Here is a 14,818-nt window from a genome sequence, read left to right on the forward strand (position 1 = left end):
ACCTTAGTGCGCATTATGTACCTTATGTTAAATAGGATATCGGATATTTATACCATGCTATAAACTAAGCTAGTTAATTGATTATTAAGTCTATAAGTGTTCTCACCCATCAATGAATTTTGTCTATTTAACAGTATTTGCTATTTACCATAAAATAGGTAATTAACACTGACTTTAAATACTGCCGCACATTTCATTTTGCTTGGTACTTAAATTCAGCGTTAATTACTCAAATCTATAACTGACGTTGCTAGCGAATTGGGATGGTTTAATTTTGGAAGCCGCTGTAGGAAAAACTTTCCGTTACAATAAAAACGCTTATCTTCGTCATGAAATTGAGTATATTGATAACTCAATCGATATTAAGGCTACATGATAATGACACACTCATCTTTAGCGACACCTAAGAAAACCATTGGCTTAACCAGTGACAATATTGCTGGTGTTTCACCACAAATATTGCAGCATTTAATTGAATTTAGCGCTGGTGATGCAACACCTTACGGTAATGATGAGTTATCGTTACAGCTTGATCGCAAAATGAGCGAGTTGTTTGAAACTAACGTTGCGGTGGTTTTAGTACCAACAGGTACGGCGGCCAATAGTTTATGTTTAGCTGCAATGTCTCCTGCTTGGGGCGCGGTGCTATGTCACCCAAACAGTCATATTAATAACGATGAATGTGGTGCACCGGAGTTTTTCAGTAATGGCGTTAAGCTACTAACTATCGACGGTGATGATTGTAAGATCGACCCTATCAAACTTAGCCAACGCGCTTCGTTAAAAATTGGTGATGTGCATACAGTTCAACCCGCAGTTGTTAGTGTAACTCAAGCGACTGAAACCGGTAGCGTTTATACCCTTGATGAACTTCGTGCAATTGGTGATGTGTGTAAGAGCCATAATTTAAAATACCATATGGATGGCGCACGCTTTGCTAATGCTATCGATGCATTAGGCTGTACTCCTGCTGAAATGACCTGGAAAGCAGGTGTTGATGCCCTTTCTTTTGGTGCGACTAAGAACGGTACCTTTGGTGTTGAAGTGATTGTTCTATTTGATACTAGCTTAAAAAATGAAATTGAATATCGTCGTAAACGTGCTGGACATTTAATGTCTAAAATGCGTTTCCTATCAACACAAATAGATGCCTACATTACCGATAATTTATGGCTAACGAATGCCCAACATGCCAATGCAATGGCAACAAAACTGCGTGACGGTATTAGCGCAATTGAAGGTGTAGAGCTATTGCATCCTTCTAAAACAAATATTGTCTTTTGTAAAATGTCACCAGTAACAATTGCAACCTTGCATGAACATGGGTTTGAGTTTTTAGCTAATCGCTGGGGCGACGGTGTTGCACGTTTAGTGACTAACTTTGCGACTAAAGCTGAAGATATTGATGCCTTTATTGCAGTATTAGCAACGAGCGATAAGTAACTAAAAGAGTAACGGCAATCATGTGACTGATTGCCGTTATTAACTATCGTCTGTTGATTGTTTTATTCTTTGTTTTGAATAATGCGGGTTAACTTAGGTGCGATAAGCAATGTAAAAACAGCAATCGCTGCGGTTACATACCCTATTTCACCAAATACTTCGGCATATAGCACAAGAGTTTGATTAGAATCGATAACTCCTTTCGGTGCGGCTGTTAAACTCGCAATCCAGCCAGCTAAAATTGCGGCGGTTGCCGACGTTAAGAACCACATTCCCATCGCAAAACCCATCATTCGTTGTGGTACTAACTGTGCAATCATCGCCAGCCCTAAGCCTGAAACTAATAACTCACCCACTGATTGTAATAAATAACTCACGACCAACCAATTTGAGTTGATGATCCCTTGGGTATTAGCAAAACCTGTTGAGTATTTTAAAATCAAAAACGCTAGGCTACATAACACCATTCCAGCGGCAAACTTAAATGGCATTGCAAATCGTTCACCAAGTTTATTATAAAGAATGGCTAATAATGGACTAGCAACCATGATCCAAAATGGGTTTAACGCTTGAAACTGCTCTGGTTCAACTTTAACCCCAAATAAATCATGACTAACATTATGAATAGCAAAGAAGTTAAGCGAAGTCGGCATCTGGAAATATAAAGCAAAGAACACCACACCCTGCAACATTAATACAAAGGCAACAAACATCTTCGATCTTTCAAGCCCTTTGGACTTAAACGCCTCTTTGAAGTATACAAACACAATGATAATGCCAACCACAACTAAAATTGCATGTGCATAGAACAGATGTTGCAATAACACCGCACTTAAAAAGCTCAATAGAATCGTTACAACCACAACCGCCGCATAGTAAAGTTTATTCACTGGCACCATGTCGGGCTTAGAACCAATATTTTTAACAATGCGCCCCATTACCATGAAGTTAATCATTGTAATGAGTAAGCCTACCGCACTAACACCAAATGCCATCCCGTAGCCCATTTTTTCTGCTATCCAAGGGCTTAATAGCATTGAAAAAAATGAACCTAAGTTAATCGCCATATAATACATGGTAAAGGCACCATCAAGGCGAGGGTCGTTTTCTTCATAGACTTTGGCCAACAAACTTGAAGGGTTAGCTTTAAATAAGCCATTACCCATGGTAATAAAACCCATTGCTATATAAAGCAGCTCTTTACCCCCAAACTCTCCCGCCGCTGAGATCCCTAATAACGAATAACCGATCGTTAGAATAAATGCACCAAGCGTAATGGTACGTTTCGTACCTAGGATTTTATCGCCAACCCAACCACCAATCGCCACAGAACCAAAAATCAATGCAGAAAAAGCACCAAATAATGTAAACGACTCTGATTCAGACATTCCAAGAATGCTAACAAGGTACACTGTAAGAATGGCTTGCATGCCATAGAAGCCAAACCGCTCCCAAAACTCTATCGAGAATATGAGATAAAACGGTTTAGGTTGTTTAAATACATTTACATCGGACATACAGTCTTCCTTAATCAGGCGCAATTGCTTTAATAGTAGACGTTATCCTTCAATATCGACTAATGAGACTTATCCAAAAACTTAATGCAATCTCATGTAACCCTATTCAGTTTCTGTAAATTTTATGTGCGAATGCCATGCAGTTGAGATAGTTAGTTTTTACTAAAATAAGTACGTTTTTAGAGTACATATTAAAAAATGTCCGTTTTGATATATTTTTTGTCAAATAATCTAAATTAAGCTAACTGATGTAGCGATATAGTACTTACCAAGAAAAGGAAATACTTAAATAAACATGTAAGAGGTTATTTACATAATGATGCATGTAATTTATTGCTCACATTAAGTATGACTAAATAAGTAATTAAGAAGAATAAAATATATTTAACAGACTAAATTTATTACTATTCAAACATAATGAAAACATGATTGATATATTACTTTTATATACCACATCTAATTGTTGTATTTCATTATTAATTTAGTAGGTATGAATTTTATTCAGCTATTTTTCAAAACAAATAATCGAGTATATTATGCCTAAAAATAAAGAATTATTTCGTGACCTATTAAAGCAAGCTGATATTGAAATTAATGGTACTCGCCCATGGGATATTACTGTTAATGATGACAAACTTTTTGATAATATTTTATTAGATGGCACGATCGCTTTTGGCGAAGGTTATATGGATCGTTTATGGGATTGTGAACGCATTGATATCCTAATTAGTAAGTTACTTCGCAGTAATATAGAAGATAAGCTATCGGGAATAGATAAAGTTAAGTTTGCAGCTAATTATGGTGTGACTAAATTAAAAAACTTAATCAACCCACAAGCAGTAAACCGTGTTAAAGAAGATGTACCTTTCCACTACGATATCGGTAACGATTTATTTGTAAATATGCTCGATGAGCGTATGGCATATACCTGTGCATATTGGAAAGATGCAAAAAAACTAGACCAAGCCCAAGAACATAAAATGGATCTAATTTGTCGCAAGTTAGATTTACAACCAGGTATGCGTTTACTTGATATCGGTTGTGGTTGGGCAAGTTTCATGAACTATGCTGCAGCGAAATACGGTGTGATTTGTGATGGTTTAACCTTATCAAAAGAGCAAATGGCGCTAGGCCAAGAGGTTGCAGATAAGAAGAAACTACCGGTTAAAATTATTTTGCAAGACTATCGTGAATTTACGCCAGATCAACCTTATGATCGTGTTGTTTCTATTGGTATGATTGAGCATGTTGGCCCATCAAATTATGATGAATATTTCAAATGTGCTAACAGCTTTTTAGCTGATGATGGTCTTTTCTTATTACACACTATTGGTAGCCCAACCTCTAAAGATGGTACCGACCCGTGGATCAATAAATATATTTTCCCTAACGGTGTTATTCCATCACTCGCACAATTAAGTGGTTCTGTTGAAAACAAATTTAATATTGAAGATGTACATAATTTTGGTCCAGATTACGATTTAACACTCATGGCGTGGTGTGAAAGATTTGAAAAGAACTGGTTCAAAATTTATAAAAATTACGATGCAACGTTCTACAGAATGTGGCGTTTCTATTTATTAAGCTGTGCAGGTGCATTCCGCTGTCGTGATATTAGCTTATGGCAAATAGCGCTAACTAAAATTGGTGCAGATCTTCCAGTTAATGTTCGTGCAGCTTAATTTATCGCTGGCATACTTTAGTTATGAATATGCCAGCGAATTTTTCCTCACATTATATTAAACATGTGAGTTGGAGATAAATATTATGAGAGGTCAACATATCTCTTATTGTAAGCATAATATTGAGCCATTATATTTCAAAAAAAACAACATAAAAGATATTTCACTTGTTACCGAAGGTGGTGGACAGCGAGGTATATTTACAGCGGGTGTTTTAGATGCTTTTCTTGAGAAAGAGTTTAATCCTTTTTCATTATTAATTGGTACATCAGCAGGCTCTCTAAATATTGCATCTTATATTTGTCAACAACCTAAGCATGCTTATCGTGTTATTACTGAAATAACCACAACCCGTGAGTTTTTTAGTTATTCTAAATTATTTACTGCTCGCGGTGGTATGAATCTCGATTGGTTGATAGAACAAACCCAAACTAAATTAAAATTAGATTGGCATACTGGCCGTAAGAATATGATCAACCGTACGGTGTTAGCAACAGCATCAGGCTTAGATCACAATCAAGCAGTTTTTTTTGACCTAAACGCTAATGATTGGGATCAAAAGTTAAAGGCATCGTGTGCTATTCCCCTTTTAAACCGTCAACCGATTTATTCTGATGAACAATACTGGGTTGATGGTGGCTTACATGCACCAATTCCAGCTAAAGAAGCTTATGATCGTGGTTATAAAAACATTGTTGTCATTCGTACCAATCCAGTTGGATTGAATGCAAACCACCAATGGTTAAAAACTCTCAAGCGTGGATTAACACATACCAAAGCAGCAGCTTTCATTGATATGCTGTTATTACATGAGCAAAAATACAATGAGAGTGAAGACTTCATCAATAATCCTCCTGATGATGTCAATATTTATGAGATTTACCCACACAAGGCTTTAGAGTCAAAATTAATTGGCAGTGATATCAATGCACTTAACCATGATTATGATTTAGGACATCAAATGGGTTTGTATTTTCTAAAAACCATGAACAACTACTGCCCGTATACGTCATGTGCCCAAAAAGAATCAGCGGCGATTTAATTAGTTATTTTCAATATAAACAGACGGATAGGCTATAACCTATTCGTTTTTATCGTTACGCTATAATGGCTTAGTTGTTCTCCATTCTTATAAATGAAAAACGATGCTATTTGAGGTATCTATAATTTGACTACGATTGTTAAGTCACCAGAGTCAAATAATGAAAATAAACTCTCTCATGATTGTAATGTCTTCAGTGTTATTTTTAGGATGCGGTGGTGATAGCGCCGATGATACTAAAGAAATACCTGATGATGTTACGTCTGAACAACCTCAATTAGAACAACCCCCTGAATCTCAACCCGACCTTAAATTTAAAGTCAATGATATCTCAAATGGTTACTATGAATCACTTTATGATGCTGGTGGTAATAAACTCAATATAGATAAAGATCAGGTATTACTAATGCAAAAGGCGTTTATGGAAGAATTAAAGCCAAATTTGAGTAATGATCAACAAAAAGAGTTTATGGAAATAGAATCCGATTTTGCACAGATAAAGCAATCTTCTGATATCGAAAAAGTACTGTTCAATAATGTTTTGATTGATGCCATGATTAGCAGTACTAAACCGCAACTACAAGATAAGTACTTTCCCGCTTTCCGTTTATTTCGCCATCATACCCATCGTTTATTCCCACTAACTCGTATAACAGATTATCAGTGGCTGCTTGATTTACTTTCTCAACGTTCACTACTGAACCATTTAATTTTGATCCCTCCTCTAGAAACTGACGATTACATTGAAACATGTCGTGAAAATGATGTACCTATTCCGCCAGCTTGGGGATCAGCTCTATGGGTTCATCAAGGCACCGCCACCACCGATTTTTTAGACAGCGATAGAACAGAGGTTTACGCCTATAAAAGTTCCACGGTGCCAGGTGCTTGTATGGCATTACCCCGCTGGGTCGTCAATGACACTACAGGCGACGAATTTATCCAATTTCTTGGTATTATTTGTCAAAGCAAAACAACGGGTAAAGCCTGTTTTTGGGATAATATAGATAACGAAACTGGCACCAGAATAACCGGCGGCAATGATTTAGCCTTTAATATTACTGATATTCAAAATGGTAATACACTTGCAGAAGACTGTACTGGCTGCCATCGAGGTAAAAATGTTTTCTTAATTCATCCTGGTACCGCTATTGACATCTCTGCAGATCACGATATTGATCCCAATGTGCGCTATCAGCCGGTTTCTTCTCAAGGGTGGACAAATCCTCCAGCTTATGCAGAACGTGGGGATGGTGCTTGTGCGGGGTGCCATGAAATTGGCGCACTTTCATTCAATTATTGTAATGTGCTATTGAGAAATGCGGCTAATCAAACGATGCCAAGTAGTGCAGAACCAGCAAATTGGGTTGGTGATGAAACCTTCTATGGCACACATATTCAAGCGATGATCGACGAGCGTTGTTCTGAATAAACATAAAAATCAGGCAGTAATATTAACGCTACTGCCTGATTTTTATGTTCTATGATAATGAATCACTAAGACTCTATGTTGCCAATCAACCGCCAGCCAATTTAACTGTGTGGCCTTTCTTTTCAAGATGCGCTTTAATCACATCACGCTTATCACCTTGAATTTCGATTTTTCCATCTTTAACAGAGCCACCGCAGCCACATATTTTTTTTAATTCAGCAGCAATCAGTTTCAATTGAGTATCTTCAATATCAAGGCCAGAAACAATACAAACACCTTTGCCTTTGCGCCCTTTTGTTTCGCGTTGAATACGAACAATACCATCACCTTTTGGGCGTGTTGGTTGTACTTTTTCTTCTTTAATTCGACCGGTTTCGGTTGAGAAAACTAAACGATTATTATCACTCATTGTGCAATCTATCTCACTTGGTTGCTTGATTGTGTGAATAACATTAAAAGTTAACACATCAATCTTGCGAAATACTCATGAAGCAATACTATCAATAAATGGTACTCTAACGGAACATCTTATGATTCATAATGTGATTTTTGATTTTGGTGCAGTATTATTTGAGTGGAATCCACTTCAAATTGTTAATAGTTTTACGATATCACAACCTGAACGCGATATCTTACTGCGAGATGTCCTGCAACATTCTGATTGGTTATCACTTGATCGCGGAACAATGCTTATTGCCGAAGTGATCCCTAAATTCTCAGCGCGTACACAAATCCCTCCGCAGCGCATAGAAGATTTTATTATTCATATTCAACATAGCCTCACAAAAATAAACCAAACTGAAATACTGTTTCAAAAACTTACTAAGCAGCCTTATTCCCTCTATTATCTGACAAATATGTGCAGCGCTTTTTTTGATACTCTCTATGAAAAGCACCATTTTATTTCATTTTTTGATGGTGGCTTAGTATCAGGCAAAGAATTAGTCATGAAACCAGAACAAGAAATATTTGAACGACTGTGTGAACGCTATCAGCTAACCCCTCACGAAAGCCTCTTTATTGATGATAACGACGACAATATTAAAATTGCCACTGAAATGGGCTTTAACACTGTTCAATTCAATCAAACACCGACTTGTTTTCAGCAGATAGAAAAACAACTTCTTCTACATTAAATAATAATTATTGAATGATTTTACATAAAATTGAAAATAGTTATCATAACTCAGTCTATTATCTATATTGAAGAGCTAATAATATCAGGAGTTTATGTGAAAAAAGTTTTTATTTCTGCCATTTTAGTTGCAGCAGCAACTGTATCAACCATGAGCTACGCTGCCAACGAGTGTAATGGTAAATACATTGTTGGGCCGATTGAAACCATTCATGTTAAAGATCTTGATATGGATTTCAAAGCACGCATTGATACCGGCGCAAATACAACATCAATCAATGCTTATGATTTACATGTGATTGACGGTAATAATAACCCTAGTAATAATAAAGATAGCTGGCGTGAAAACTTAGGTAAAATGATCAGTTTTAAAACAGCTAATGCTCGAGGACAGGAAGAAACACATACTGGAAAAATCATTAAAATCAGTAGAATACGTAATGCTCAAGGTGTTGAACGTCGTTATGCCATTGTTATGGATTTGATTTGGAATGGTAAGAGCCACGCAATTCCGGTTAACTTACGTGATCGTAAAAAACTAGAATATAAATTGTTGATTGGACGTAACTGGCTTGACGGTAAATATCTCGTTGATGTATCAAAAAGTGATGACGATGATTAATCATTAAATAATGAATTTAAACAGTGCCTACCCTAAATAGGCACTGTTTTTTAAACGAGCAGTATTTTATCTAAATACTTTTTAATAGAAACGATATCACCTTTCAGTAATTGACCTCGTACAATTGCATACCACTCATTGGCTTTACCATTATCGTTTTTTAAAACAATGCCACGATAATTCTCAGCACTCACCGTAGTTAATGAGCTTGTCTTGCTTTCATGTGACGCAAAACGTTCTGGCGGCATAAACGCCTTAGTATCACACCACCAATTAACACTCTTTTTTACATTAGCCAACATCCCTTGAACAGCTTGTCCATTAATGACAGCTTTCCAATCAGAAGTTAACCCAGTACTATTTTCAATAATATAACCACGATGAAAAAGGCGTTTTTTCATTGTCTATTTCCTACCTGATTAAAGCCGTTACATTCGTTAACAATCAGCATGTTAAACTAGTTACATAGTAATAACACTTGAGTGTCTATGCTAGCTTTTTATGATTATTCTTTCGTTTTTCAGTGTTCGTTGTTATTATTAAAGTCATATAAAGTTATAGTGCATTAGGTGTTGTTGTGGCAAAGAAAATAACCATTATTGAAGATGACCAAATCCGCAGTGCCAGTATTACCGATTTCTCCAATGTCGCTGAGTCAATCAGTATTTGGCAACATTTAACCCATCAACAATACGCTAAAAATACTCTGGTTGCGTTTAAGAACGATTGGAATAACTTTTTAGTCTTTTGTTCACAGCATAATGCATCACCTTTACCGGCATCTGCGGAAATTGTTCACCGTTATATTGAAAAAATGGCACAAACCCGCAAATTAGCCAGCCTAAAACGTTACATTGTCACTATAGGTTTAGTTCATCGTTGTCATGCATTACCTAATCCGTGTTTAAGTAGTGAAATAAAGCTCGCTATGCACAAACAACGTCTTGATAAGCATGATGATTATACTAACGCTCATGCCTTTCGTGATAACCACTTACACGACCTTTTTGAGTCATTTATACGCTCAACTAAAGCCAAGGATGTACGTGATATGGCGATTTGGGCGTTAGCCTTTGAAGGAATGTTAAAACGCTCAGAAGTCACAGCATTAACCATTAATGATATTGAGGTTGCACAAGATGGTCTTATCACTCTATGCATTAATGATAATTTAATCGGGCTCAGTGAGGTTGCTTCGAGTGCCGTTAATCGGTGGCTAACATTATCCATGATTGATAGCGGGTTTGTGTTTCGCCGTATAGATAGACACAATAATATTGGCGACAACCCTCTCGATCACTCTTCTATTTATCGTATTTTTAGACGTGCTAGCCAAGAGCTAGAGCTTCCTACGGATGTCATATTCTCAGGTCAATCACCACGAGTCGGTGCTAGCCAAGATTTAGCCGATGCAGGGCTATCTATTCATCAAATTCAGCATCAAGGTCGGTGGCTCAGCCCTGCTATGCCAGCTCAATATATTGGTCAACGAGCTAAACGCGATAACACTCTGAAGAAATTTGCTGATAAAAATACTAAATAAAACCAGTAACAATAAAAAAGCCAACCGTTATAGGTTGGCTTTTTTATCATTAGATTACGACGTTGTTTACTTCACTGCGTTTTTAATCGCTAGTTCAATAAAATCCGTAAAGCTATGACCGTAGTTCTCTAGCATTTTAGGGAACATTGAAATCGGTGTCATTCCAGGGAAAGTATTGATCTCATTTAGCAAAATTTCGTCATCTTCACTTAAGAAGAAGTCAATTCGAGACAAATCTTTAAGTTTCATTTGCTCAAACGCTTTACGCGCATAATGCTGAATAGCTTCAATTTGCTCAGCTGTTAGATTGTGCGCTTCAACTTGTGTGGTTGATAAGCTATCAGTGCTATATTTTTCTTCATAGCTATAAAATTTATCATCAGGACATGACACTTCACCAGGCTTGGTGATAATTAACTGATCACCAAATTGATACGCTGCAACCTCAAGCTCACGTGGCTTGATGGTCTTTTCAATTAATACTTGGTTTGAATACCCAAACGCATTATTAACCGCAACGCGTAGTTGCTCGGTGTCCGCTACACTGTAACAACCTACAGATGAGCCCTGACATGCCGCTTTAACAAACACCTTACCCCACTTAGCCAATGCTGCTTGAGCTTGTTGGTGAGCATCTTCTGTGTTCTCACTCAAAAACACATAAGGAGTATTGGGAATATTTAGCGCATCAAACCATAATTTGGTGGTAATTTTGTTAAAGCAATTTGTGCTAGCTTCAGCACCACAACCTAAATAAGGTAAACCTGCTAGATCAAACAGTGATTGCAAGTCTCCTGTTTCGCCGGGAAATCCGTGCACACAAGGGATCACGTAATCAATTGCGATGCGTTGCTCACCGACAACAGAGAGTGTTTTATCCAAATTCAATTCGCAAGGATGTTGGTCTGAATCTAACCAGCCCTCATTTTTTGTCATTTCTACACGTGTATAGCTAACGCCATCAATCGCTTTTAATTGCTGTTCAATAAAGTTTGCAGACACTAGAGAAACTTCATGCTCAGCGCTACCGCCACCGCATAATAATAAAACGTGGATAGAACTCATTATCGTTCCTTAATTATACCAATCACAATACAATGCAGATCACAAAGACCTTGGAGACTACCAAGGTCAAAAAAAGCAAGGCATTCACTGTTGATTATAGTAATCAAAAAAGCCAACTGAATGTAGCCTCAACCTCATCATATCGTGAATTATTTTTAAATCACACCAAGTTTGTGCTGCAAATGGTGATAAAACCACCGCTTATATACTGTTAAACACTGAATTATTGTAACTGTTTCAGTTGTGGCGAACCTGTGTGCTCAATATCGTAAAAGTTACGCACAAATGCACCATTGTTTTGTACAACTTGAGGCAATGACATTAAACCAGCTTTGGCTTGGTCATAATCAGCATAGTGACCAAGTAATAATGTATAAACTTGGCTGCCATTGAGCATTTTTTTATTAATCCATGCTGGCTGCTGACTTTCTAATAAGGATAACAATGCAACTAATGAGGGTTCATCTCTTGAGGCTGTAATTTGAATACTATAACCATGCATATTAACGGTTTTATAGCCATCTTCATTGGTTTGAAGAGCCTCCTCGGCCATTGTTGTTTCAGGTGTGGTTTCTGATAAAGGCTCAGTCATTGCTGCGGTTGGTTCAACAGCTGGTTCTGAAGGTGTAGCTGCTGGCGTAACTTCAGCGTTATCAATGCTTACTGCTGGATTTGACTGTGAGGCATCTGTCGCCTCTACAGCATCAGTGTTATCTGTGACAATAGCTGCATCATTGTTTACTACGGTTGGTTCAGCAGCTGGTTCTGAAGGTGTAGCTGCTGGCGTAACTTCAGCGTTATCAATGCTTGCTGCTGGATTTGACTGTGCGGCATCTGTCGCTTCTACAGCATCAGTGCTATCTGTGACAATAGCTGCATCATTGTTTACTACGGTTGGTGCAGCAGCTGGTTCGACAACGGCTACTGCAACTTCAGGCTCTGAGGGGGCTGGTACTTCAAGCTGCTGTTCGCTAACGGCGATTGAATCACTCGATTGATAAAGAGGATCGGTTTTAACCGAAGCATCTAATTCAGCCACAACTTTTGGCTCTGAGAAATTATCCGTCATTTTTGTGGTATTAATAGTATCTATCGGCGTTTGCAGTGGTATTTTAGGCGGCGTTAATTGAGCACAACCGACTAAACTAGACAGCAGGCTCAATGCTATAATTTTCTTCATTTTTATTCCCTCTTATTCCCAACCGAATCTTGATGTACTAATCATAAAAACAATTAAATGACAGATAGTTATCAATAGTTTGCCGTAGCTTTTGATTACGATCAAACAGTTCATAACGATAGATCAATCGAAAACGATTTATGTTATCTTGATCACAATAAATTGCGTTTCGCTAACAATAATATGACGGGCGTTCTTTATTATGCATTTTACCCCTAACCTAGGAGCTTCAATGGCTGATCCACACATTAAATGCGAACTTGATATTCTCGATAAATTAACCGTTATTCTTTATCGTTCTGCGTTCACTCTTGCAGCTATTATCATGGCGGTCATTGGCACAACAACCGATGCCGCCACCCCATTTCTTATTATGGTCGCTTTATTAGCGTCGACGACAGTACATATTTATGACAAACGCTTTCGCTGGTTAATCCAAGGGGCTGGATTATTTGCTGCAATTTGGTTTATGTCAGGATTATGGCAACCATTAGCATTAGGTGCTGCTTTATTTGTATTTAGCGCACTTTCAATCAAAGAGTATTTTTGTTTTAAAGTTAAAATTCTTCTACTAACACCTATCGCATTGGCTGGATTTTGGTTCTGCTTGGTCTTTGCTGTTGCGAATATCGCGATTGGATGCGCGATGGTTGGAGCGGCACTGCTTGCATTTGCAGCCTTTAGTAAATGGCGGATGCCACTACATTTTGATATCGGTGATAAGAGCCGTTACCAAGTGTAACCGCCCTGTTTCATTTTGATCCACCAGCTACAAAAGATTGAGTGATCTCTTGTAGTTGGTGTTTGCGTCCATATTTCTGCTTATACATTTCTTGATCGGCTTTATCGAGCGCAACCGTAATGTTATCTTCAATACTAACAATGCCATAAGAAAAACTTAAATTCAGACCTTGCGCCCAAAAATAAGCCTCATATTGGCGCGGATCATTTTAATCCGCTGTTTAACACCTCTAATTGACACACTATCATCACCAACTTAATATAAAACCCAACAGGAATTTATAGGTAAACATAAGCGACCACACGTTTATAAAATCAAGCAAGTTTTACTATATCCAGCTTTTTTTTCCTAAATGACTTCTCTTGATACATTCTATTATCTGCTTGCTTTAATGCAGCCTCAACACCATTTTGTAAAGAGGCAACACCATAAGAAAAACTTAACTTCATATCTTTTTGAGAAAAATAAGCTTCAATATCTGTTCTTAATTGCACGATTCGCTGTTGAACTGTTGTCATAACGTGACTATTCAATAAGATAATAAATTCATCCCCACCAAAACGCACCATAACATCAGAGTCTCGTAACATACTTTTCAAGGTTTGTGAAAAATCTCGTAATATTTCATCACCAATGCAATGACCTAAATTATCATTAATCGCCTTAAACCCATCTAAATCTATAAAAACCAAAATCTTATGCTGTTTCATATAGCTAGAAGATAAATAATTCTTTTGATAACAATTTGTTAGTTCATCTATCACAATAGTATCGATTGCCTCATATACTGAGCAAACAACAAAGTTTTGACCAAAATGAGACACTTTCTGCCTATAGACATGAACTAACTCCATGCCGTTTTTGGTTTTCATTACCTCATCTGACATCATAAAACACGAGTCACTTTGCAACAGTTCACTCTCTACATGTAAAGTTGTACGGTAGTCAGTAACTTGCTCGCACACTTGATCAATTGGCATATCAACTAAATCTACCCCCATAAATCGAATAAAATGATCATTATTAAAAATAACATTACCATCAACATCACGAATAACGACTGCACCATCACAGCCACACACTAACGAAGCCGCTAGCATATAATGTGAATGTTTTTTATTTTTGATTATTTCGCGGTAATTTTTATTTATTCGATGTCGTTCAGAGTACAAATCAAATGTATTAGAGGTTAAACCAATAATATTATATGTATCGATACGCTTAATATTATCGATAGCTCTTTTTACATTTTGAGGTTCTTGAGAGCGATTTAAATCAAATATAGCCTGATCTAACTGCAATGAAAATTGAATTCGTTCGCTTTTTACTTTATATTTAGTCAAACTTGTTTTTTCAATATCACCAATATTAATCGGCATTGAAAAATAAAAACCTTGATAAAACATATCACCGAA

At 37.2% G+C, this 14,818-nt stretch carries 14 protein-coding genes; 8 read left to right on the top strand and 6 right to left on the bottom strand.

Annotated features, from left to right (window positions below):
* Positions 1 to 378 precede the first annotated feature (378 nt).
* Positions 379 to 1,443: a threonine aldolase family protein gene (locus BTN98_RS14770; RefSeq protein WP_060998914.1), complete on the top strand. Its 1,065-nt coding sequence runs from the start codon at positions 379 to 381 to the stop codon at positions 1,441 to 1,443.
* Positions 1,444 to 1,505: 62 nt separating this feature from the next.
* On the opposite strand, the gene dtpA is transcribed toward BTN98_RS14770, so the two are convergent.
* Positions 1,506 to 2,960, bottom strand: coding sequence for a dipeptide/tripeptide permease DtpA (dtpA, locus tag BTN98_RS14775; RefSeq protein WP_060998911.1), 1,455 nt, complete (start codon positions 2,958 to 2,960; stop codon positions 1,506 to 1,508).
* A 536-nt stretch (positions 2,961 to 3,496) separates the two neighbouring features.
* Between dtpA and cfa the strand changes: the two genes are divergently transcribed.
* From cfa to BTN98_RS14790, 3 genes are all read left to right on the top strand, one after another.
* Positions 3,497 to 4,642, top strand: a complete 1,146-nt coding sequence (gene cfa / locus BTN98_RS14780; RefSeq protein ID WP_060998908.1) for a cyclopropane fatty acyl phospholipid synthase — start codon at positions 3,497 to 3,499, stop codon at positions 4,640 to 4,642.
* 85 nt (positions 4,643 to 4,727) lie between these two features.
* Positions 4,728 to 5,684, top strand: a complete 957-nt coding sequence (locus BTN98_RS14785; protein WP_060998906.1) for a patatin-like phospholipase family protein — start codon at positions 4,728 to 4,730, stop codon at positions 5,682 to 5,684.
* 160 nt (positions 5,685 to 5,844) lie between these two features.
* Positions 5,845 to 7,116: a hypothetical protein gene (locus BTN98_RS14790; protein WP_060998905.1), complete on the top strand. Its 1,272-nt coding sequence runs from the start codon at positions 5,845 to 5,847 to the stop codon at positions 7,114 to 7,116.
* A gap of 85 nt (positions 7,117 to 7,201) precedes the next feature.
* On the opposite strand, the gene yciH is transcribed toward BTN98_RS14790, so the two are convergent.
* Positions 7,202 to 7,525 (bottom strand): stress response translation initiation inhibitor YciH, encoded by a 324-nt coding sequence (gene yciH / locus BTN98_RS14795; RefSeq protein ID WP_060998903.1) that lies wholly within the window; start codon positions 7,523 to 7,525, stop codon positions 7,202 to 7,204.
* Positions 7,526 to 7,646: 121 nt separating this feature from the next.
* Between yciH and BTN98_RS14800 the strand changes: the two genes are divergently transcribed.
* Together BTN98_RS14800 and BTN98_RS14805 are read left to right on the top strand one after the other, a co-directional pair.
* Complete coding sequence (locus BTN98_RS14800) at positions 7,647 to 8,252, top strand: HAD family hydrolase (RefSeq protein ID WP_060998901.1); 606 nt, start codon at positions 7,647 to 7,649, stop codon at positions 8,250 to 8,252.
* A gap of 96 nt (positions 8,253 to 8,348) precedes the next feature.
* Positions 8,349 to 8,873, top strand: coding sequence for a putative ATP-dependent zinc protease (locus tag BTN98_RS14805; RefSeq protein WP_060998899.1), 525 nt, complete (start codon positions 8,349 to 8,351; stop codon positions 8,871 to 8,873).
* Between the two features lie 50 nt (positions 8,874 to 8,923).
* On the opposite strand, the gene BTN98_RS14810 is transcribed toward BTN98_RS14805, so the two are convergent.
* Positions 8,924 to 9,274, bottom strand: a complete 351-nt coding sequence (locus BTN98_RS14810; protein ID WP_060998898.1) for a DUF3319 domain-containing protein — start codon at positions 9,272 to 9,274, stop codon at positions 8,924 to 8,926.
* 176 nt (positions 9,275 to 9,450) lie between these two features.
* On the opposite strand from BTN98_RS14810, the gene BTN98_RS14815 reads away from it, so the two are divergent.
* On the top strand, positions 9,451 to 10,416 hold the full coding sequence (locus tag BTN98_RS14815; RefSeq protein WP_060998896.1) for a tyrosine-type recombinase/integrase: 966 nt from the start codon (positions 9,451 to 9,453) through the stop codon (positions 10,414 to 10,416).
* Positions 10,417 to 10,482: 66 nt separating this feature from the next.
* On the opposite strand, the gene BTN98_RS14820 is transcribed toward BTN98_RS14815, so the two are convergent.
* The gene (locus tag BTN98_RS14820; protein WP_060998894.1) at positions 10,483 to 11,481 is read right to left on the bottom strand and encodes a D-alanine--D-alanine ligase; all 999 of its coding nucleotides are present in this window, start codon (positions 11,479 to 11,481) and stop codon (positions 10,483 to 10,485) included.
* Between the two features lie 223 nt (positions 11,482 to 11,704).
* Positions 11,705 to 12,661, bottom strand: coding sequence for an SPOR domain-containing protein (locus tag BTN98_RS14825; RefSeq protein WP_060998893.1), 957 nt, complete (start codon positions 12,659 to 12,661; stop codon positions 11,705 to 11,707).
* 232 nt (positions 12,662 to 12,893) lie between these two features.
* On the opposite strand from BTN98_RS14825, the gene BTN98_RS14830 reads away from it, so the two are divergent.
* On the top strand, positions 12,894 to 13,403 hold the full coding sequence (locus tag BTN98_RS14830; RefSeq protein WP_060998891.1) for a hypothetical protein: 510 nt from the start codon (positions 12,894 to 12,896) through the stop codon (positions 13,401 to 13,403).
* A gap of 314 nt (positions 13,404 to 13,717) precedes the next feature.
* On the opposite strand, the gene BTN98_RS14835 is transcribed toward BTN98_RS14830, so the two are convergent.
* On the bottom strand, positions 13,718 to 14,809 hold the full coding sequence (locus BTN98_RS14835) for a GGDEF domain-containing protein (RefSeq protein ID WP_420874922.1): 1,092 nt from the start codon (positions 14,807 to 14,809) through the stop codon (positions 13,718 to 13,720).
* Positions 14,810 to 14,818: the final 9 nt, after the last annotated feature.

The sequence above is a fragment of the Photobacterium aquimaris genome (assembly GCF_002954455.1).
GTDB lineage: Bacteria > Pseudomonadota > Gammaproteobacteria > Enterobacterales > Vibrionaceae > Photobacterium > Photobacterium aquimaris.